The sequence below is a fragment of the Rhizobium sp. A22-96 genome, assembly GCF_053521805.1.
This window is the reverse complement of the sequence record NZ_JBNWDQ010000001.1, coordinates 262,672-283,157: the sequence shown is the minus strand read 5'-3', so window position 1 is coordinate 283,157 and position 20,486 is coordinate 262,672. Positions and strand designations below refer to the sequence as shown.

The window sequence follows — 20,486 nt, the reverse complement described above, 5'->3', positions numbered from 1 at the left end:
CGCTGTTATTGGAGGGTGGGATAGTTGTCTGTCTTAGCTCTGCAGAACCGCGCCATCTCTAGCGACAAGCTTGCCGCCCTTGTAGACCGAACGTCCCTTCGGAACAGCGACGACAGCCTCCGGCACATGCTCAGCCTTCAACGTTACAAAATCGGCTTTCGCGCCAACGTGCAAGCCATAGTCTTCAAGCCGAAGCGCCTTGGCGCCGCTTTCGGTGACGATGTGGAAGGCGGCCTTCAATTCGTCATCCGTATAGAAGCCGGAACGATAACCGATCACCATCGCACGCCCAAGCATGTCGCCGTCACCATAGGGCCACCATGAGTCGCGAATATTGTCGCTGCCGCTGAAGACGGTGACGCCGGCGGAGCGGAGCAGGGCGACGGGAGGAAAAGAGTAACTGCCCGGCGCATTCGTCATGATGGCAATGCCACTTTCGGCAATCAGAGCCGCCGCACGCTTTGCCGCCTCGCTTGGGAGATCGCCGAGCCCATAGGCATGGCTGACGGCAACATGTCCGCCCATGGAGAGTGCGCGTGTGCGGGCGCAGATCTGCTCGATGGTGAACAGGCCGAGCGTGCCGCCGTCATGGAGGTGGATATCGACACTGACGCCATGTTTCTCGGCGACACCGAAAACGACGTCGAGATGCTTTTCGATATCGCGATCGAAGCTTGCAGGATCGAGTCCTCCAACAAGATCGGCACCCATCGTGATCGCCTCGTCCAGAAGCTGCGGCGTTCCCGGGCTCTTCAAAATGCCGCTTTGCGGGAAGGCGACGAGCTGGATATCGATCAGTCCGCGATATTCCTCGCGCACGGCCAGTATCGTCTCAAGCGATTTCAACCCGACGGAACCGTCCACCATGACATGGCTGCGCATATGCGTGCTGCCGTTGGCGATGCAGAGGTCGAGCTGGCTTCTTGCTCGCACGTCCATGGGAGCGGCCTGCGCCATGTTCTCTGCCTGAAACGCCACGCGTTCGTGGACGTCGAAGCCGTTGGTGCACGGCTTATGCGGTATCCAGGCGTCACCATAAAAGCTGGTATCGAGATGAATATGGCCCTCGACGAAACCCGGGACGACCAATGCACCCTCAAGTTTCACGATCTGGCTCGCCTCGACCGCCGATCCCGTCGGCTCGATCGCGACGATACGGCCGTTCGCGACTCCGATGTCCCTGATCGAGCCATTGGCGAGCTTGGCGCGGGTAAAAAGCGTCTCGATCACGCTCAAATCCTTCTCCTTCACTGCTGAAACTCAATCGCTCGGGTGTGGTCCCGATATGGGTAGCCTTTAGCGCTCGAAGGCTTCCCTCAGGCCGAAGCTCTTGCGCTCGCGCAAATCGAGGTCGGCTTCGATATGCGCAATATGGTGAAGCATCAGATGGCAGGCGGTCTCGACGTGTTTGCGCTCGAGCGCATCGATAATATCGCCGTGCTCTGAATGACCGCAGCTCGAAACGCTGGATTGACCATAGAGCGCGATCACAAGCGAAGAGCGCGCGACCAGCTCTTCCATGAAGCGCTGCATGATGAGATTGCCCGATATCGAGGCCAGCATCAAATGGAAATCACCGGATGCCTTGATTTCGGCGCGGCGGGCGGGCTGACCCCGCTCGCTCATCAAGCGGCCTTCTTCCACAAGCAGCTGCCTTAGCTGCCGGAGCTGGACCGGGGTAATCCGCTCGGCCGCAGACCTCAAAATGCCCGGCTCGACCAGGCGGCGGGCTGCGAATATCTGCCCGGCCTCTTCCGGGGAAGGGTAGGCGACAAAAGCGCCCCTGTTCTTCTCGACGCTGACAAGGCCCTCATAGGAAAGAGCCTGCAAGGCAGCGCGCGCCAGCGTGCGGCTGACGTTGAACAGGTTGCCGACATCGCTTTCGGATAGCTTGGTGCCGGGCGAAAGCCTGCGCTCGACGATCGCATCGCGAATTGCGTCGCGAATCTGCTGGGCACCATTTTCCGTGGAATCGCTGGGCGCCTGAAGCGCATCTGCTGAAGAGTTCATGAAGTCGCCGACCCGGTATCTCAAGCGAATGATATCGCGGTTTTCCACGGAAGTTAAATGAAATCTGGCGCAAACATGACGTCAAATTGTATACAATCGCCTGCATATATCGAAGACAATGGCCTATTAAATGGGCAATTGATAGCTTGCCTAATAAAGGGCAAATATCTGCAGTCTCGATAAAAATATCGGAATTACAGATATTTAGTGCAGCGCAACAAAACTGGCATGATTGATGCAGTGTCTTTCCCATACAAAAGGGGAAGATGATGTCGAAAGCGGCAGAGATAGATATAGCGTCCGTTTCGAAGGTCTACGGCACCACGACGGCCGTCCACGCGATCAGCCTGAAAATACCGGCAGGATCCTATTGCTGCTTTCTCGGCCCGTCCGGCTGCGGCAAGACATCGACGCTGCGCATGATCGCGGGACATGAAAGCATTTCGTCGGGTGACGTCCGCCTTGGCAATATCGTCGTCACCGATTTCCCGCCCGCCAAGCGCGGCACGGCAATGATGTTTCAGTCCTATGCGTTGTTTCCGCATCTCGACCTTATCGACAACGTCGCCTTCAGCCTGAAGATGAAAGGCGTCGACAAGGAAGAGCGCCGCGCCAAGGCGCTGGAAATGCTGAAGCTCATGCAGATGGAGGCCTATGCCAACCGTCGCCCGGCGCAGCTTTCCGGCGGCCAGCAGCAGCGTGTTGCGCTCGCCCGCGCCCTGATCACCGATCCCGAGGCGCTGCTGCTGGACGAACCGCTCTCGGCACTCGACCCCTTTCTGAAGATTCGCATGCGCGCCGAGCTGAAGAAGCTGCAGAAGACGCTCGGCATCACCTTCGTTCACGTCACGCATAGCCAGGAAGAGGCGATGGCGCTCGCCGATATCATCGTCATCATGAACGACGGTCGCATCGAGCAAGCAGGCTCACCACGCGAGGTTTTCGAGCGTCCGGCGACCGCTTTCGTCGCGCGCTTCATGGGCGATCATAACGTGCTGTCCGGCCGAGTGACGCTGAGCGAAGACGGTATCATCACCATGACGGCGCCAGAAGGGCAGAGCTTCTCGGTGCGAGGAAGCGGTCGTCAGGTGGGAGAGGCGGTCGATATCGGCATCCGCACCGATCGGGTCCGCCTTTCCTCATCCGCCGGCAAGGGTCTCGGCTTCAATGGCGTCGTTTCCAATGTCGAGTACCGAGGCGCGACCGTGAAGATCACGGTCATCGGCGCCGGCAGCGACGATTTCACCGTGATCGCAAGCGACGACGACGTTTCAGCCAAATTCCTATCGGTCGGCGATGCCGTCTCCCTGAGTTGGGCTCTGGGGGATGCCATCCTCCTCGGCCGCATTTCCGCATGACTCCTAAACATCAAAAAAAGGGAACAGACATGACGAATGAAACGAAGACCACCAAGGCGACAAAGGGCATTTCCCGCCGCTCGCTGCTGAAGGGCGGAGCTGCCGCCGCCGGCGCGGTTGTGGGCTCTGGCCTCATCACCGGCTTTCCCACAGTCTGGGCGCAAACGAAAATCACGCTGCGCCAGTTCGGCACCGGCGTTTCGAACATCAATGCGATTGCCGAGAAGTGCAAGGCCGACCTCGGCATTACGCTGGAGATGACCGCGACCGATTCCGACGCCGCAGCGCAGCGCGCCGTCACCCAGCCTGATAGCTACGACATCGCCGATATCGAATACTGGATCGCCAAGAAGGTATTCCCGGCTGGCGTTCTGCAGCCGATGGACGTCAAGAAGCTCAAATATTACGACAAGATCGTGCCGCTCTTCATCAACGGCAAGCTGAAGCCGGATAGCGTCATCGCCCAGGGCACGGCGCCGCACACGGTCGGCTTCGTCGAAGCGCAGGGCTCGAAGAAATTCGCCAAGGAACCGACGCAGTGGATGACAATGGTTCCGACCATCTACAATGCCGACACGCTCGGCATTCGCCCCGACCTGACAGGCCGCCCGATCACCAGCTGGGCCGATATTCTCGATCCGGCGTTCAAGGGCAAGACCGCCATCCTCAACATCCCGTCGATTGGCATCATGGATGCCGCGATGATCATGGAAGCCGCCGGCAAGATCAAATATGCCGACAAAGGCAACATGACGAAGGCAGAAATCGACAAGACGATTGAATTCCTGATCAAGACCAAGGGCGACGGCCAGTTCCGCGCCTTCTGGAAGTCCTTCGACGAAAGCGTCAACCTGATGGCATCTGGCGAAGTTGTCATCCAGTCGATGTGGTCGCCGGCCGTCGCCGCCGTCCGCTCGAAGGGCATCGCCTGCACCTTCCAGCCGCTGAAGGAAGGCTATCGCGCCTGGGGCGGCGGTCTTGGCCTCGCCTCGCATCTGAAGGGCGCCCAGCTCGACGCTGCCTATGAATACATCAACTGGTACACGTCCGGTTGGGTTGGCGGCTACCTCAACCGCCAGGGCTACTATTCCGCCTGCATGGACACCGCCAAGAACTTCATGTCGGCCGACGAATGGGGCTACTGGATCGAAGGCAAGCCGGCACAGGGCGATATCCTGTCTCCGGAAGGCAAGGTCATGGAGAAGGCCGGCGCCGTTCGCGACGGTGGTTCCTTCGAAGCCCGCATGGGCGCTGTCGCCTGCTGGAATTCGGTCATGGACGAAGATCGCTACATGGTCCGTCGCTGGAACGAGTTCATCGCCGCCTAAGCTGCATATCCGTCATTTCCTCTCCCCGCCTATGCGGGGGGAGGCCCATCAATGGAGAGCCGGACCATGGCGACGATCGCTTCCTCGGACGCGGAGCAGGAAACACAGAAAGCTGGACGCGGAATTGGGGTGCCCGCCTGGGCCGTCGCCTATCTGCAGGCTACTCCGCTCTTTCTGATCCTCGGCTTCTTCTTCCTTTTGCCGATTGTGATGATCGGTATCGTCAGTTTCTGGGACTATGACTTCGCCAGTCTTTACCCGGCCTTCCTGACCACGAACTACACTGACACACTGGGTTCATGGGTTACGTGGAAAACCTATCTCAACACATTGAAATTCACTGTCATTGTCTGGGGGCTGACGCTCTTCATCGGCTTCTGGGTCGCCTATTTCCTCGCCTTCCACATCCGCCGCACCTCGACGCAGATGATCCTCTTTCTGGTCTGCACCGTGCCATTCATGACGTCGAACATCATCCGCATGATCTCATGGATACCGGTGCTCGGACGCAATGGGCTGGTCAATTCGACCTTGATCGAGATGGGCATCATCCCGCAGCCGATCGAATGGCTGCTCTACTCCGATTTCGCCGTGGTACTGGCCATGGTGCATCTCTACACCCTGTTCATGGTGACGCCGATCTTCAACACGCTGATGCGCATTGACCGCTCGCTGTTCGAAGCCGCACGGGATGCCGGCGCCAGCGGGTGGCAGGTGCTATGGAATGTGGTGCTGCCGCTTGCCAAGCCCGGCATAGCGATCGGCAGCATCTTCGTCGTCACCCTCGTCATGGCGGATTTCTCCACCGTCCAGGTCATGTCCGGTGGCCAGAGCGCTTCCATCGCCTTGATGATGAAGAACCAGATGTCGCTGCTTCAGTATCCGGCTGCAGCCGCCAATGCCGTGGTGCTCCTGATCGTCGTCCTGCTGATGGTCGCAGCCATCCTGCGCATCGTCGATATCCGCAAGGAGCTTTGAGATGAACCGGGAAAAACGCAGCCTCGAATTCTATGTCCTGGCGATCTTCTTCACCATTTTCGTGCTGTTCCTCTACGGCCCTCTGTCGGCGATCGTCATCCTGTCCTTCCAGGGGCCGGACGGCGGTCTGACCTTTCCGTTGAACGGCGTGTCACTGCACTGGTTCGCTAATCTCTTCGAGAAGCAGGCGGTCGGCGATTTCGGCGCGTCGTTCCAGCGATCACTGATCCTCGGCGTTATGGTGATGATCGTAACCGTGGTCGTCTCGCTTTTGGCGGGCCTTGCCTTTCGCCGCAGGTTCCGTGGCTCGACGTTTCTGTTCTACGCTACGGTCGCCAGCCTCGTGGTGCCCTCGATCATCATTTCACTCGGGATCGGCGTCGTCTTCCAGCAGGGTGGTCTTGGGCCTGCCTGGTATTCCTCGGCCTTCGGCGCGCATCTCACCTGGACCTTGCCTTTCGGCGTGCTGATCATGTTCGCCGTCTTCAATCGGTTCTCGCCGGCATATGAGGAGGCGGCTCGGGATCTGGGCGCCACGTCGTGGCAGACCTTCCGTTATGTCGTGCTGCCGATGATCGCGCCAAGTCTCATCGGCGTCGGCCTATTCGGCTTCACGCTCTCCTATGACGAGTTCGCCCGCACACTGATGACCTCGGGCACCTACAACACCCTGCCGCTGGAAATCTATGGGATGACGACCAACGTCACCACGCCGGTGCTCTATGCGCTTGGAACGGTGACGACGTTGTTTTCCTTCACCATCATTCTCCTGGCACTCGGGATTATGACCATGCTTGGCCGCCGCCAGGCCAAGAAAAGCTGAGATCATGCGTTTATTGCTTATCAATCCGAATACGACGGCCTCGATGACAGAGAAGGCCGCGATAGCGGCCCGCGCAGTCGCGGCCTCCGGCACCGAGATCATCGCCGCCACATCGCAGATGGGGCCGGCCTCGATCGAGGGATATTACGACGGGGCTCTCGCCGTGCCCGGCATACTGCGTGAATTGAAGGAGAGGCAGGGCGTCGGTTACGATGCCGCGATCATCTGCTGCTTCGACGATACCGGTCTCGAAGCCGCCCGCATGTTCTGCGACGTGCCCGTTGTCGGGCTTTGCGAGTCGGCTGTCGCGACGGCGGGCTTTCTGGCGCAGCGGTTCAGCGTGGTGACGACGCTCGAGCGTTCGCGCATCCTGATCGACAATCTCGTGCAGCGTTACGGCATGGGTGCTCGCGCCAAGGTACGTGCTTCCGATATCCCCGTGCTGGAACTTGAGAAGGCGTCTCCTAGTGCCATTGGAAAACTGCGAGCGGAAATCGAGAGAGCGCTAGTCGAAGACGGTGCGGAGGCAATCGTGCTCGGTTGTGCCGGGATGACGGATCTTGCTCGCGAGCTGCAGGAGATCTACGGCGTCCCCGTGGTGGACGGCGTGGCGGCGGCGGTCAAACAGGCCGAAGCGCTGGTGTCTCTCGGCCTGTCCACCAGCAAGCGCAGTTCCTATGCTTCGCCTTTGCCCAAGGCTTTTTCCGGCGCAATGAGCGGCTTTGCTCCGATGCCTGCCTAACTCGTGTGTGTTGTCGGCTCGGCGGCGCCAATCTTCCAAGCGGGGTCAAGTCGTCGGCTTCGGCAGCTTCCTCTGCCGGGCTTCGCGCAGGTGCTTGTAAACGGTCGGCCGCGAAATGCCGAGCACCCGCGCAAGATAGGGGACGAGATTGCGGATGGAGAAGTAGCCCTCCTGTTCCAGCATCTCGACGAGGGCAGCATGATCCTCCTTCGCCAGTGCAGAAGCGGCCAGCCCTCGTTCGCCGAGAAAGTCCGCGATCGCGGCATTGACGGTTTCCTGCCAGTCTGCGCGGAATAGTGCAGACGGCTGCGGACCGACATCCTGAAAAGCCGCCAGAAGACCTAACGCATCACGAGCCGCCTCGATCGGCGCAATATCGAAATTGATACAGAGCAAGCCGAATGGCTCGCCTGCCTCGTTGCGCAAAACAGCAGTGATCGACTTGAGCTGGCGACCATCGAAATTCGTCTTCCGATAGGGGCCGATGACGTCGAGGCCGAGCGACCCGATATCCTTCAACTCGGCAAGGGAGGAGCCGCCGACTTCGCGCCGCGACAGGTTGTTGGCGATATGAGCAATCGTCTGCGTTCTCAGGTCGTGAAGGACGACCTCCGCATGGGGCTTGAGCAGGATTGCAATGGCATCGGCGACGGAAGCGAACCGCAGCAGGTCCTTAGAACCGGTTGATTGCTCATTGCCTGTGCCTGTCTTTCGCGCCATCGCCTCTTTCCTTCTGATTATTTACATTAACTCTATATTTGACATTTTGTAAATGCGCTACTAATTGTCGGACTATAGTAAGGGCCGACACGAATGCGTGGCGACCACCATTGGAGAATGTCGCCATGCCGCTGCTGCCGGATTTCAAGCTCGAGACTCATTTTTCGAAGTGGGAGTTCAGTGCGCGCTATCACATGACGGCCTCGGACGCTCAGAGTATGACGATGGCCGAACTGCTTGACATGGCGACATCGGAGCAGCGGTCCGCCTACGACAATCTCTGGCTTGGTTATACGGAGACCTTCGGCGATCCGGCCCTGCGCGACATCATCGCCGGGCTTTATCAGCAGATGCAGCGCGCCGATATTCTATGCTTCGCCGGCGCTGAGGAGGGCATTTACATCGCGATGCATGCGCTTCTCGACAGGGGCGATCATGCGATCATCGTAACCCCCAACTATCAATCGTCCGAAACGATACCCCTCAGCATTTGCGACGTCTCTGCCGTGGCGCTTGATCCGGAAGACGGCTGGTCGCTCGATATCGATGCAGTCAGCAAGGCGATCAGACCCAATACCAAGCTGATCTCGATCAACTTCCCGCACAATCCCACGGGCAAGGTGCTGGAAAGAGAAAGATTCGACGCGCTGGTGGATCTCTGTCGGCGGCATGGCATCTGGCTATTCAGCGACGAAGTCTATCGCGGCCTGACCGTCGACAACAAGCCGGTATCGCAGGCCGCTGCCGACGCCTATGAGCGGGGCCTCTCGCTTGGCGTCATGTCCAAGGCCTATGGCTTGCCGGGCCTGCGCATTGGCTGGATTGCCTGCCGCGATCACGCGCTGATTTCGAAGATGGAGCGGATGAAGCATTATCTCTCCATCTGCAATTCCGGTCCGGGCGAGAGCCTGGCGAAGATCGGCTTGCTGAATGCCGACAGGATTCTCGAGCGCAATAATCGGCTGATCGCCTCCAATCTCGGAAAGCTCAAGGCTTTGTTTTCAGAGTTCGAGGATCTTTTCGAGTGGTATACGCCCGATGGCGGTTGTGTCTGCTATCCACGCTACAAAGGCGCGGATGGCGTCGAGACCTTCACGCGCAATCTCGTGGAGCAGGCAGGCGTGCTGCTCTTGCCGGCCAGCCTCTATCGTTCGGAACTCACTGCAACGCCGGACGACCGCTTCCGCATAGGGTTCGGCCGCGCCAATATTGATGAGGGAATTGCGGCGATGCGCTCCCATTTGCTGCGCAATCACTCCTAGCGATTGTCTCGCCTGTTCTCGGGCACCACGAGAGCGGGACAAAAAGAGAACGTATGGTGCAAATCGACGATCGACGCTAGAATATCGTCACCGAAGATCGAGAGTGACGAATTTGGCGCAGAGAACTGGCAAAGCTGACCTGCCGTTGCATGGCGGCCGCGTGCCGCGATGGCTTGGAGAACGGATGACGCGATTGGGCGCCGTCATCACAGAGGCAATCGTCCAGCATTACGGCCGCGATGAACTGTTTCGCCGCTTGGCCAATCCATTCTGGTTCCAGTCCTTCGGCGCAGTGATGGGCATGGACTGGCATTCCTCTGGCATCACCACAAGCGTGCTCGGCGCGTTGAAGCGTGGCCTGACCCCGCTTTCGGGTGAACTCGGCATCCATGTCTGCGGCGGTCGCGGCTCGCATTCGCGTAGGACACCGGAGGAGTTGCTTCACATCGGAGATAGGGTCGGGATCGATGGAACATCGCTTGCCAGCACCAGCCGGCTGATCGCCAAGGTGGATAGTGCAGCGCTCCAGGATGGCTTCGACCTCTATCTGCATGGCTTCATCGTGGCCGATGACGGCAAATGGGTTGTTGTCCAGCAGGGCATGAACGGCGACCGTCGACAGGCACGGCGCTATCACTGGTTATCCGAGGGGCTGACCAGCTTCCTGGATTCGCCTCATGCCGCCATCGAGGGGCGGGAGCAGGGAGAGATCATCAATCTCGCCGATCGGCGGGCCGAACATTCCCGCAATCGCCAGCTGGATCTGCTCGCGTCGCTTGGTCCCGATAAAATCATTCGTGAATTCAATATCCTGGAAGGACAAGCTCCAGCAATCAAGAAGGTGGATGCGCAGCCGATGCTGCCATACCTCATCATGCCTGCGCATCATGATGTCCGCCAGGAAGATGTGAACATGCGCCGCCTGCATGGCAATCTTGCGGCTGCAGCCGATCGCGGCCCGGTGGATTTCGAGGATTTGCTGCTGACGCCGGGCGTCGGCGCGCGGACGGTCAAGGCCCTGGCGATGGTCGCCGAGGTCGTTCACGGCGCGCCCTGCCGCTTCTCCGATCCCGCACGCTTCTCGCTGGCCCATGGCGGCAAGGATCGGCATCCCTTTCCGGTGCCATTGAAGGTCTATGACGAGACCATCAGCGTGATGAAATCCGCGGTCAGGAAAGGGCGGCTTGGCCGAGATGAGGAGCTATCTGCCCTGAAGCGGCTGGACGATCAGTCGAGAATTCTGGAGCGATATGTCACTGGACCTGATCTCAAGGAGATTGTCGCCGGCGAGTTTGACCGATCTTTCTCCTATGGCGGCCGCAGTGTCTTCGGCTGGGAGCCTCCGGCAAATTCCGAAGACGGCGTCGTGGTCGCAGGAAATAAGCCGTTGCAATAAACGGTTGCGGAACTCAAACTGCAACCGGGATTTTCGCAATGTTGAAGCCGGGGGAGGCAGCAGATAGCCCATGTTCAATCTTTTCAAGAAAAAGAAACCCATGGTCGTTGTGGCCACACTGAACGCGCGCCTGCAACCGGATGATCGAGCCGACATTGAAGACGCTCTCGATGCCGCCATGGCGAAACACAAGCATGGCGTACGCGTCGTCGGCGGCGGCACCTTGATGGCCCCCGACGGCGAAGTCAGCGAATGCGATATTGAGATCGAGTTGGATGACCCGTCCGATGCGACGATCGAAATGGTTATGCGCACCCTTGAGGCCATGCTGGCTCCAAAGGGCTCGCGGATGAATATCCCGGATCAGAACCGGCGGCTTGATTTCGGCCTGCAGGAAGGGTTGGCGTTATATTTGAACGGTACCGACCTGCCAGACGAGGTCTACCGTGATTCTGATGTCAATCATGTTTTTGCGGAATGCCAGCGCCTGTTGCAAGGCATTGGAGCGGTCAGCAGCCATTGGCAAGGACCGGAAGAAACCGCCTTTTACATGTACGGATCAGATTTCAAAATCATGCGCGAACGCCTTGCGCCATTCCTGAATACCTATCCGCTGTGCCAGCAATGCCGCGTTGAGCAGATCGCCTAGCCGTTTCGGCATTGACGCCCGCAAGCGCTTGGGGGCGAGGTAGCCCCCCAATGCTAATTACGGCAACGTGTAGCCGATGACATAGTCGCCGGGCTTCGTGCCGACCGAGCCATGGCCACCGGCCACCATGACGACATATTGCTTGTTGTCGCTGGCTGTATAGGTCATCGGCGTCGCCTGGCCGCCCGCGGGCAGGCGCGCCTGCCAGAGCTGCTTGCCGGTCGTGACATCATAGGCCCGCAGATAGTCGTCGACAGCCGCACCCAGGAAGGCAACGCCGCCCTTGGTGATGATCGGGCCGCCGATGCCGGGAACGCCAACCTTGATCGGCAGCGGCAGCGGCGTCATGTCGTAGATGGTGCCGTTCTTGTGCTTGTAGGCGATCTTGCCGGTCTTCAGATCCACGCCGGCAACATAACCCCAGGGCGGTGCCTGGCAGGGAACGCCAAGCGGGCTGAGAAACGGGCCCATATAGACGCCGTAGGGGGAGCCCTCATTGCGGTTCAATCCCTGTTCGCTGCCCTTGTCTCCCTCTCCCTTCGGCGGGATCTCGGCGCGAGGCACCAGCCGCGAGGTGAAAGCCAGGTATGTCGGCATGCCGAACATGATCTGGCGCTCCGGATCGACCGCGACGCTGCCCCAATTGAAGGTGCCGAAGTTGCCGGGATAGATGATCGAGCCACGCAGGGACGGTGGCGTGTATCGGCCGTCATATTGATGCAGATGGAAGGAGATGCGGCAGGCGAGCTGATCGAATAGCGAGACACCCCACATATCCTTTTCCTGAAGCGGCGGCGGCGAGAAGGTCAGGTCCGAGATCGGCTGCGTCGGAGAGGCGTGATCCTCCGGAATGGTGCCGCCCGGTGCCGGAATTTCCTTGAAGGGAATGATCGCAGCACCCGTGCGACGATCCAGCACATAAAGGTCGCCCTGCTTGGTCGAGGCGACCAGCGCGGGAACGACGCTGCCGTCGGCCTTGGTCAGATCGAAGAGCACGGGCTGCGCCGGCACGTCCATGTCCCAGAGGTCGTGATGGACGAACTGCTGCACCCATTTCAGCTGGCCGGTGTTGATATCAAGCGCCACCACGGAGGAGGAGAAACGCTCGACATTGGCGCTGCGTCCCATGCCGAGCTGGTCAGGCGTCTGGTTGCCGAGCGGGACATAGACCATGCCCAGCGCCTCATCGGCGCTGGAGACCGACCAGCTGTTTGGCGAATTGGTGGTGTAGGTCTGTCCGGCGGGTAGCGGCGCCGTCTGGTCGGGATTGCCTGAATCCCAGTTCCAGATGAGCGCGCCGGTTCTGGCGTCGAAGGCGCGGATGACGCCTGATTGTTCCTGGGTCGAGTAGTTGTCGTTGACAGCGCCGCCGATGATGATTTTGTCAGCCACGATCACGGGCGGCGATGTCGAATAGTAGTAGCCGGCCGGATTGTATTTCATGCCGGTTTCGAGATGCAGCGTGCCTTGGTCGGCGAAGCTCGGGCATACTTTGCCATTGGCTGCGTCAAGCGCGATCAGCCGGGCGTCGGAGGTCGGGAGATAGACGCGATCGGCGCAAGGCGTGCCTGCGGCCACGGCCTTGTCGTGATAATAGGAGACTCCTCGGCAAGTCTGATGCTGGCGATTGGGGTTCATGCCGGCATTGGCGTCGTAACGCCATTTCTCCTTGCCGTCTTTCGCATCGATGGCAATCGCCAAACTATGCGGCGTGCACAGAAAGAGCGTGTCGCCGATCTTGAGCGGCGTGACCTGATAGGTGGTTTCGCCAATATCGTCAGCACGTTTCACATCACCGGTCTGGTAGCGCCAGACCTCCTCGAGATTTGCGACATTCTGCGCCGTGATCTGGTCGAGAGGCGAGTAACGCTGGCCGAAAGATGTGCGCCCATAGTGATGCCACTCGCCATCGGGCACATCGCCTCCCGTCGGCGCATTCGCCGTCACCGTTGTCGGCAGATCGCCAGATAGGTCGTGGGGATCTGTCGTCATCGAGTAAACAGCGATCAGGACGGCAATGATCAGGGTTACTGCGAGCGGCCAGGGATTGGCGCCATAGTGGACACCATCAAGGCTGCGGAACCCGAGTGGACGCCTGATCCATGGTGTCAGCAGCCATAGACCGATCAGAATGATCAATCCGCCGCGCGGGCCGAGCTGCCACCAGTCGAAACCGACTTCCCATATTGCCCAGGCAAGAGCCGCAAGCACGAAAGCCGCGTAGAGCCAGAGAGCTGCGGCCTTGCGCATGGCAAGCAGGATACCGGTCACCAGGAAGGCAAGACCGGCGAGAAGATAGAAGACGCTGCCGCCAAGCAGCACGAGCCAAAGCCCGCCACCACCGAGCGCTAGGCCAATGAGTGCCAGAATGATGGATGTTATGAGTATGGCCATGATCCGCTCCAGTCTATCCGCCGATTTGACAGTGATTGATCGCAGGCACTTAGAGCTCGGCTTCACCCCTATTGGGTCAGGCATCGAACGAAGTTGAAATTCATAAAAAGTGCGTTGGCTACGACGGCCGGCGTCGTGTCCGGTGCCAATTGTATCGATACATCAGATCTCCGATCCGATTCGGAGACTGAACGCCTGGATTGCAACAATGGCGCAATCCAACCAGTCGTTCAAGTTCGATACCACGACGCCCAAATTCATTAACGGACGTAGTTAATTTTTTAACAATTGTGCGGATACTAACGGAACAAACCATGGAATCAAGGGTTTCCGTGCCAAGCCGGAGGACTAGAGATGAATTTGAAGATCGTCACTGCGCAGTCGGAAGTCGAAACCGACGACACCGGGACCTATCCGGATGGCATGGTTGAGCGCAGCCACATCGAGTTCTCCGCAAGTCACGAGCAGCAGCATCGTAAGTCTCACGAGCGTGACTATGGTGCGCGCAAAGTCATGAGACCCATTCCTGTTGGTCTGGTCTGATTTGACTGGCAGCGACTGCTGATCAAGCCCGTAGGGTGGTCTCAAATATAGAGCGGCGCCATCCTGCGCCAGGCGCCGGCGCGATGCGCTCGGCCATCCCAGACATGCAAACGATGATCGATCTGTTTGCTGGCCAGAAGATAGCTCAAATGGCGGTTGTTGGCTAGAAACGGATCGGCATCGCCGATCGTCAGAACGATATCGACCTGCCGCAGCTTTTCCAAATGCCAGTCCGAGCCTAGTCCGGGCAGGAAATGCGTCGGTGTGTGGAAATAGATGTCCTCGTCGTAATAGCCGTCGAAGAGATCACTGAAGGATTCCACCTGCATCGTCAGGTCGTAGCGGCCCGAGAAGGCGACGAGTTTACGAAAGAGGTGAGGGTGGCGAAAGACCAGGCTTGCAGCCTGGAAGGCCCCGAGGCTGCAGCCATGGACGATGGTGCAATCATGCGGATTCTTTTCCGCCATCAAGGGCAGGACTTCGTTCAGGATATATTCCTCGAAAGCCCTGTGACGGCGAATGCGCTCGGCTGGATGGCGAGCCGAACCGTAAAAGGTTTCGCCGGCGAGCCCCTCGATACAGTAAAGCTGAAGATGTCCCGCGTTCAATTTTTCGGCGAGGCTGGCCACGATCCCGATCTGCTCATATTGCCAGAAGCGCCCGTCTCTCGTTGGAAACATCAGGACTTTGGCGCCTGCATGGCCGAACACCAGCAGCTCCATGTCTCGTTCCAGCCGCGGGCTGTACCAGCGCAAATATTCTCGGTTCATGACGCCTTGAAAAATTGCCCTACCTTGTCTCGCAGAATTGCGTTCTGCTCCTCCATGCCAGTGTATTCGAAATGACCAGCGTCGAGAATGAAGATTTCGTTAAACTTCTGCGTCGCATTTGCGACGGCGAACTGACACGGCGGCGCAACTGCAGGATCGAAAAGAGCGGGAGCAATGAGCATCGGCACCTTGATGCGGCTTGCAGCGATCGCGGCATCGAAAAAGCGCAGCGTCTCAAACACGCTTCCGTGTTCCTTCTGATAAGCTTGGACCGAGTCGGCGCTGCCAACGGTGGGCAAGGTCAGCCAAGCCTTCCGATCGCCGAAGGTTGGCACCACCAGATGGCCGCGATCGATCCGTGCATCGAAAGGAATTGCGAGGCCGCCGAGACCGCCGCCGAAGCTGATGCCACTATAGCCAATATGGCCGGCAATCCAGGGATAGAGCGTCTCCAGCGCCGAAACAGCAAGCCAGAGATCTTCGACACAGCCGCCGATGACATAGGTATCGCGGCTCTCTATACCATGGAGAACATGGCCCGACGCATCCGCCGGAATTTCCGGAGTGGCGCTGAGGGACAGGCCGCGTGAACAGGGAAACAGCACTGCTGTCTCTTCCAGAGGAAGATCAAAGTCGGGCTGGTCCCTGCCGCCATAGCCATGCCCGACAACAAGGCCACGACTGACCTGCCCATGCCTTGGAATAAGAAGCCAGCCGTTGATTTGCATTGAATCGGTCGAGATGTAGCTGACATCGAAGACATGCCACTTGTCATGGTGCAGCTTGCTATGGCGAAGCCTTGGCTGCGGATCGACTGCAATGGCGGCGGTGTAGCGCTTCTGCCAGAAATCATCGAACCCATCAGGCGCTTGCGGCGGTTCGATGGCTCGCAACTGCTCCAGCTTAAGGCCATAGGTGGGATCGAAGGCGAAGGGATGGATTGTCGGTATACTCATGGGAGAATAGTCGCGTGAATGCCTCAGCGGCGCAAGATCGTGATCGGCGGCCCGCCACTGCGTCTGCTACTTGCGGTGTCTATAGCGACGGTTTGTCGATGCGGTAGAGCACATGTGGCCGCAGAATATGTCCCGGCGGCACTGTGATATCGTCAAAATCCCCATCCTCGACGCGAACCATGCCGATCTTTTCCATCGCCTGCCGGGAGGGAAGATTGATGTCCGAGGTGTAGCCGATGAGGCAATCGGCCTCCAACTGCCGCCAGGCAAAATCAAGCCAGCAATGGCTGATCTCCGTGGCGTAGCCCTGGCGCCAATAGACGCGCCCGAGAATCCAGCCGATCTCCAGCGGGAAATCACCGGGCACTTCCGGTCCGGGACGCGACAGACCGCCGCCGCCGATCAGCGCGCCATCGACCTTCCGTTCGACGGCCAGGAAACCGTATCCGTCCTCTGCCAACTGTTCATTGGCTTCATCGATCAGCTCATCCGTCTCAGCCGCCGTCAGCAGGCTCGGATAATAGTATTTCCTCACTTCGGCATCGGCATTGATGGCGGCAAAGGGCTCGCGATCACGATCCTGCCAGGGCCTTAGAATGAGCCGGGAAGTTTCGAGAGTAAGCATGGCGACCCTTTACAGCGAATAGTTGATATAGCGGTGCTTTAAACGGCATGGTGCGCAAAGCTAAAGAACTGCGCCGCATCTCCATCCACGAATTCGCTCTGAATGTCCACCGACGCGTGCATCCGGCCTGCCTGGACAACGCGCGAGAAGCGTCATGGGCGGCCAGGTCACAAGCAACGAAAAGATCATGAAAAATGGCTCGCTTTCTTGCCGACCAAGGTCGCATCCGCGTCCCCGTTGAGATATACTGTCGCAATGATCAGGATCTCAGCAGCACTTGTCGGAATCTCGATAGCAGGCCCGGTATTGGCGGGACAGGGTCAGGTTGTTCAATCCGGCGATAAAATCCAGGATTGCTCGAATGCCGCGGACCAGGTGCTGTCAAAAACAAAAGGGCGGCTGCTATCCGTCAAGCCGCGTGAGAATCGCTGTATCGTCACAGTAATCGTTCCGCATAGCGGCAATCGGCCAGAAAAGATTGTCGTTCCCGTCGATTTTACTGATACTGATAGTAACCAGGACAATGGGCAGTAGCCGCGAGCGGTAAAGGGACCGCATGAAAATGGGCGAAATTATCCAGTTCAGGCCCTTGATGCGTTACGGTAAGCGCCCTGACGCACAGGCTCGCCTGGAAAGGGAGCTGCAAATTCCCTTTACGGCAATGCCAAAGCTCGAGGCGAGCCGTCCTCGTGCAAATGTGCAGAAAATCTCGCTACCCAACGCAACATCCAGGCCGAACTTTCCGCTGAGTGGGATAGCCATCGTCGTCGGTTCGATTCTTGTCTATGCCCTGGTGATCTCGCACGTGGTCGGCCAGCCGCATTATTCGGCGCGCGCAAACCTTATGCCACAGGTTTTCGTGCAATATTAGGTCTTCGCGACGGCGGTCACTTCGAGCTGCGTAGTTTTCGCCGCGATTTGTTTCCTTCACTTAATATTCACGAGCCACCGCCAAGACCTGTTGCGAAACGCAGAGTCGGTCGTGCGTGTGGGAGAAATATTTAGGTCTGTTCGTTAAGTGAAGATTCTACCAAATCTGGTGTAATCTGGGCCAGATGTTTGTTTGCGGAGTGCATTTCTTGTGGCGGCTTAAAATTCAACAGCTGCAATGGATAGGGGCCATAGCCGTTATCATGGTTTGCTTGATAATGGCTGGCTCGACGATCGCCTTCAGCTTGTCGGATTACAACAACTACAAGCGAGGTGTAACGGAGTTCAATCGGTTTCATGTCGCCTTACACACCGCCGCCGCGATCTCGCGGGAACGTGGACCTGCAAACAGCCTTATGGGCGCATCCGACGAGCAACGGCCTCAATTTACCGCGGCACTCAACGAGAGCCGCAAAGAGACCGACAGAAATATCGCCAGCGTCGAGACACTTTTTCGGACGGAGATAGATGCGTCGCCGGAGATGCGCAGCGCGTTCGTGGCGGTCAAAGCTCAATTGGGCGCCGGCAGGAGTGCTGTCGATGCGGTGGCGGCAACCCCGCGCGGCGAGCGCAGTGGTGCAAAGATAGCCGAAGCCATCCAGGCAATGTTCCGTGCTGCGGACCGTGCTCAGGACTATCGCGACGTTGCGGGACGATCGATCATCGCTTTGGCGCCCGAGACCGGTGCCGAAGTGATGTTGACCTCGATGGCCGGAACGCTAAGGGAGCGAGCCGGACGAGTGGGATCCTATGTCGTCATGATGATGACTTCGGAAGGGCAGGCGCGCTCGCATTACCGCGCCGCATTCGACAGCGAATTGAACCGGTTGTTCGAGGTGAACGCGCTTCTGAAGACCTATGCGCCCGCCACCCTGGAGTCCAAGGCCATTGCGCAATTGCTGGATCAGGTGACGGTAAACTACTTCTCCGGCTCATTGCCCTATGCCCAACGGGTTGCCTTTGGATTGAATGGTAGCAATTCGCCAACGCCGGCTGAATTTACCGCGAAGTACGTTCCCGGGATGAAATCTACCGAAGTCCTGCGCGAATTGATCGAAGAGACAGCGCTCACTTCTCTCGAGACCGCGCGCGAGAAAGCCTTCAACGCCATGCTGGTTTCGACACTTCTGGCCGGCGTGGCGATATCGGTGGTCGTCGGCTTGGCCTATCTGCTCGGGCGATCGCTTTTCCGGCCGATGCTTGCGGCTATACGGCAGATCGACGATATCGCGGCCGGTAATCTCTTGCAGCCAACGCCGATGCCTCACGCAGGGCATGAAGTGCGCGAGATGTTCCAGCGGCTCGATCTGCTTCGGGAGCAACAGCGCCTCAAGAGGCATTTGGAGATGGAGCGCAAATCGATGACGGAGGAGCTTCGGCGCCTCTCACAGACGGATGCACTCACCGGTCTCCTCAATCGCCGTGCCCTTGGTGAGGCAGTGGGGGAATTGCTGACTGTGCCGAGAGACGGTTCCCTCGGCATCGGCGTCATCATGTTCGACATCGACCATTTCAAGTCGATCAACGATCGCTATGGCCACCTTGTCGGAGACCTGGTTCTTCAAAGGGCAGCGGAGACCCTGGCCCCGTGCCTTCGCTCGCAGGATCTGTTCGCTCGCTATGGCGGCGAGGAATTCATCATCGTATTGACGGACGTGACCGAGGCATCCGCACAGGCAACTGCGGAAAGGCTGCGAGAGACATTGGCGAAAACGATCATCAACGAAGAACATCAGCTGACCGTCACAGCTAGCTTCGGCGTCGACTGGCGGCCCCAATGCACATTCGACCACTGGGAAGAGTTAGCCATTGTAGCAGACAGGCGGCTCTATCAAGCCAAGCGCAATGGCCGCAATTTGGTTTGCTCTTCCGACGTGCCTGCGGAAAAGACGACGGCGCCGACCGTGGGAGGTGGCGATCATGGCTCAGGTGGCGCGGACGCAGCATGATCGAGCCGCAGGCGTTCAGCGCTGCGGAGAGCGGTGTTTAATCCGACCAGATACATCCGCCGGTCGCGATTTCAGTTCAGTAGGTCAATGTGACGACCACCGTATCGGTGTAAACGCCCGGAGATGGCGTCGTTTGCGGCGGCACACGACCATAAACCGTCAGAAGTTGAGCCGTTCCGTTTCCTGTTCCAGCGACGGTGCTTCCGGGCGTGCTGGCGTCTCCCCATGGCTGCAGCCGATTTAGATCCTTGTAGAGGCCATAGGTTACTGTCTCCGCTCCCTTCGCCATCTTCCGCGCCGTCGGTGCTGCATTCGCCGTGCCGCCGTTCAGCGAGATCGTATAGGTCGTGCCCGGCGTGCAGGTTGCAGTCACCGAGCCCGTGGCATCGACGTTGGCTCTCAACACGCCTTGCGTGCCAAAATCGATATTCTGAATATTGATCAGGCAGTTAGCAGCAACGCTCGCATTGACCGTGAAGGGGGCCGATCCCAATGTTCCCGACGGAGCAGCACAGGTGGTGGCACTGCTGTAGCTATAAATGAAAGCGGTGTCGGCAGCCGAGAAACTCGATGTAAACGCTCCCGTTGCTGCCGTCGGTTGATTGCCCAGAGCCGAGGCGTACACGGTAAAGCTACCCGAGGCCCCGATCAGCGAACCTCCGCTGAGCAAAGCCATCGTCAGGGCATAAGCTGGCGCACGCGATGGATAGGACCAGGTACTCGAGCCCCAGACCACACTGTAGCCGGTATCGGAATAAAGCTGATAGTTCAATGGATTGGTTCCATTCAACATCTGCCGCGCGACTGCCGAAGTTGCGCCACCGCTGCCTGTGCCCATATTCGGGCAGATCAGCAGGCGTTTGCCGATATCCAGCAAGCCCCCAGTGCAACTGGCGGTCAATGTCGAGGTGGTATTGACGGGGTTGTTGGACAGCGTATCGACAGCACCAAAATTTACGTTGGCGACGCTGAAACTGCAGCTTTGCGCCAAGGCCAACGACGGTAGCAACAGGAAGAGCAGAAAGGCAATCGAACGAAACACTTTTCCAGCTC

Annotated in this window: 20 protein-coding genes; 12 read left to right on the top strand and 8 right to left on the bottom strand. The window is 58.6% G+C overall.

Annotation, left to right across the window (positions count from 1 at the left end):
* Positions 1 to 33 precede the first annotated feature (33 nt).
* Both ACQZ6F_RS01245 and ACQZ6F_RS01240 read right to left on the bottom strand, forming a co-directional pair.
* Positions 34 to 1,236 (bottom strand): amidohydrolase family protein, encoded by a 1,203-nt coding sequence (locus tag ACQZ6F_RS01245; RefSeq protein ID WP_449095703.1) that lies wholly within the window; start codon positions 1,234 to 1,236, stop codon positions 34 to 36.
* A 60-nt stretch (positions 1,237 to 1,296) separates the two neighbouring features.
* The gene (locus ACQZ6F_RS01240; protein ID WP_449095702.1) at positions 1,297 to 2,010 is read right to left on the bottom strand and encodes a GntR family transcriptional regulator; all 714 of its coding nucleotides are present in this window, start codon (positions 2,008 to 2,010) and stop codon (positions 1,297 to 1,299) included.
* Between the two features lie 269 nt (positions 2,011 to 2,279).
* On the opposite strand from ACQZ6F_RS01240, the gene ACQZ6F_RS01235 reads away from it, so the two are divergent.
* The 5 genes from ACQZ6F_RS01235 (at position 2,280) to ACQZ6F_RS01215 (ending at position 7,239) form a co-directional block, all read left to right on the top strand.
* On the top strand, positions 2,280 to 3,368 hold the full coding sequence (locus ACQZ6F_RS01235; protein WP_449095701.1) for an ABC transporter ATP-binding protein: 1,089 nt from the start codon (positions 2,280 to 2,282) through the stop codon (positions 3,366 to 3,368).
* A gap of 29 nt (positions 3,369 to 3,397) precedes the next feature.
* On the top strand, positions 3,398 to 4,696 hold the full coding sequence (locus tag ACQZ6F_RS01230) for an ABC transporter substrate-binding protein (protein WP_068392566.1): 1,299 nt from the start codon (positions 3,398 to 3,400) through the stop codon (positions 4,694 to 4,696).
* Between the two features lie 66 nt (positions 4,697 to 4,762).
* Positions 4,763 to 5,674 carry an ABC transporter permease gene (locus ACQZ6F_RS01225; protein WP_449095700.1) on the top strand — a complete coding sequence of 304 codons (912 nt, stop codon included), beginning with the start codon at positions 4,763 to 4,765 and terminating at the stop codon, positions 5,672 to 5,674.
* 1 nt (position 5,675) lies between these two features.
* Positions 5,676 to 6,497, top strand: a complete 822-nt coding sequence (locus ACQZ6F_RS01220) for an ABC transporter permease (RefSeq protein ID WP_077468220.1) — start codon at positions 5,676 to 5,678, stop codon at positions 6,495 to 6,497.
* A 4-nt stretch (positions 6,498 to 6,501) separates the two neighbouring features.
* Entirely contained in the window at positions 6,502 to 7,239 is a 738-nt protein-coding gene (locus ACQZ6F_RS01215; protein ID WP_449095699.1) for an aspartate/glutamate racemase family protein, read from the top strand.
* 45 nt (positions 7,240 to 7,284) lie between these two features.
* Here ACQZ6F_RS01215 and ACQZ6F_RS01210 read toward each other — a convergent pair whose 3' ends face one another.
* Complete coding sequence (locus tag ACQZ6F_RS01210) at positions 7,285 to 7,959, bottom strand: helix-turn-helix transcriptional regulator (protein WP_449095698.1); 675 nt, start codon at positions 7,957 to 7,959, stop codon at positions 7,285 to 7,287.
* A 125-nt stretch (positions 7,960 to 8,084) separates the two neighbouring features.
* On the opposite strand from ACQZ6F_RS01210, the gene ACQZ6F_RS01205 reads away from it, so the two are divergent.
* The 3 genes from ACQZ6F_RS01205 (at position 8,085) to ACQZ6F_RS01195 (ending at position 11,266) form a co-directional block, all read left to right on the top strand.
* A complete protein-coding gene (locus ACQZ6F_RS01205; protein WP_449095697.1) occupies positions 8,085 to 9,221 on the top strand; it encodes an aminotransferase class I/II-fold pyridoxal phosphate-dependent enzyme in 1,137 nt (378 codons plus the stop codon).
* A gap of 112 nt (positions 9,222 to 9,333) precedes the next feature.
* A complete protein-coding gene (locus tag ACQZ6F_RS01200) occupies positions 9,334 to 10,617 on the top strand; it encodes a DUF763 domain-containing protein (protein WP_449095791.1) in 1,284 nt (427 codons plus the stop codon).
* A 70-nt stretch (positions 10,618 to 10,687) separates the two neighbouring features.
* Entirely contained in the window at positions 10,688 to 11,266 is a 579-nt protein-coding gene (locus ACQZ6F_RS01195; protein ID WP_077468225.1) for a mitochondrial large ribosomal subunit protein uL15m, read from the top strand.
* Between the two features lie 57 nt (positions 11,267 to 11,323).
* Here the strand turns inward: ACQZ6F_RS01195 and ACQZ6F_RS01190 are convergent, their stop codons facing one another.
* Entirely contained in the window at positions 11,324 to 13,660 is a 2,337-nt protein-coding gene (locus ACQZ6F_RS01190) for a glucose/quinate/shikimate family membrane-bound PQQ-dependent dehydrogenase (RefSeq protein WP_449095696.1), read from the bottom strand.
* Positions 13,661 to 14,014: 354 nt separating this feature from the next.
* Between ACQZ6F_RS01190 and ACQZ6F_RS01185 the strand changes: the two genes are divergently transcribed.
* Positions 14,015 to 14,203: a hypothetical protein gene (locus tag ACQZ6F_RS01185; RefSeq protein ID WP_068392552.1), complete on the top strand. Its 189-nt coding sequence runs from the start codon at positions 14,015 to 14,017 to the stop codon at positions 14,201 to 14,203.
* Positions 14,204 to 14,244: 41 nt separating this feature from the next.
* Here ACQZ6F_RS01185 and ACQZ6F_RS01180 read toward each other — a convergent pair whose 3' ends face one another.
* The 3 genes from ACQZ6F_RS01180 to ACQZ6F_RS01170 form a co-directional block, all read right to left on the bottom strand.
* Positions 14,245 to 14,973, bottom strand: coding sequence for an esterase family protein (locus tag ACQZ6F_RS01180; RefSeq protein WP_449095695.1), 729 nt, complete (start codon positions 14,971 to 14,973; stop codon positions 14,245 to 14,247).
* The gene (locus ACQZ6F_RS01175) at positions 14,970 to 15,929 is read right to left on the bottom strand and encodes an acetylxylan esterase (protein ID WP_449095694.1); all 960 of its coding nucleotides are present in this window, start codon (positions 15,927 to 15,929) and stop codon (positions 14,970 to 14,972) included. Before ACQZ6F_RS01175 ends, ACQZ6F_RS01180 begins: the two co-directional genes overlap by 4 nt.
* A gap of 79 nt (positions 15,930 to 16,008) precedes the next feature.
* Positions 16,009 to 16,554, bottom strand: a complete 546-nt coding sequence (locus ACQZ6F_RS01170; RefSeq protein ID WP_449095693.1) for a GNAT family N-acetyltransferase — start codon at positions 16,552 to 16,554, stop codon at positions 16,009 to 16,011.
* 102 nt (positions 16,555 to 16,656) lie between these two features.
* Between ACQZ6F_RS01170 and ACQZ6F_RS01165 the strand changes: the two genes are divergently transcribed.
* The 3 genes from ACQZ6F_RS01165 to ACQZ6F_RS01155 all read left to right on the top strand — a co-directional run bounded on the left by ACQZ6F_RS01165 (position 16,657) and on the right by ACQZ6F_RS01155 (position 19,433).
* Positions 16,657 to 17,088 (top strand): hypothetical protein, encoded by a 432-nt coding sequence (locus tag ACQZ6F_RS01165; RefSeq protein WP_449095692.1) that lies wholly within the window; start codon positions 16,657 to 16,659, stop codon positions 17,086 to 17,088.
* A gap of 28 nt (positions 17,089 to 17,116) precedes the next feature.
* Complete coding sequence (locus tag ACQZ6F_RS01160; RefSeq protein ID WP_449095691.1) at positions 17,117 to 17,425, top strand: hypothetical protein; 309 nt, start codon at positions 17,117 to 17,119, stop codon at positions 17,423 to 17,425.
* Positions 17,426 to 17,702: 277 nt separating this feature from the next.
* Positions 17,703 to 19,433, top strand: coding sequence for a diguanylate cyclase (locus ACQZ6F_RS01155; protein ID WP_449095690.1), 1,731 nt, complete (start codon positions 17,703 to 17,705; stop codon positions 19,431 to 19,433).
* Positions 19,434 to 19,509: 76 nt separating this feature from the next.
* On the opposite strand, the gene ACQZ6F_RS01150 is transcribed toward ACQZ6F_RS01155, so the two are convergent.
* On the bottom strand, positions 19,510 to 20,475 hold the full coding sequence (locus ACQZ6F_RS01150; RefSeq protein WP_449095689.1) for a Csu type fimbrial protein: 966 nt from the start codon (positions 20,473 to 20,475) through the stop codon (positions 19,510 to 19,512).
* Between the last annotated feature and the right edge of the window lie 11 nt (positions 20,476 to 20,486).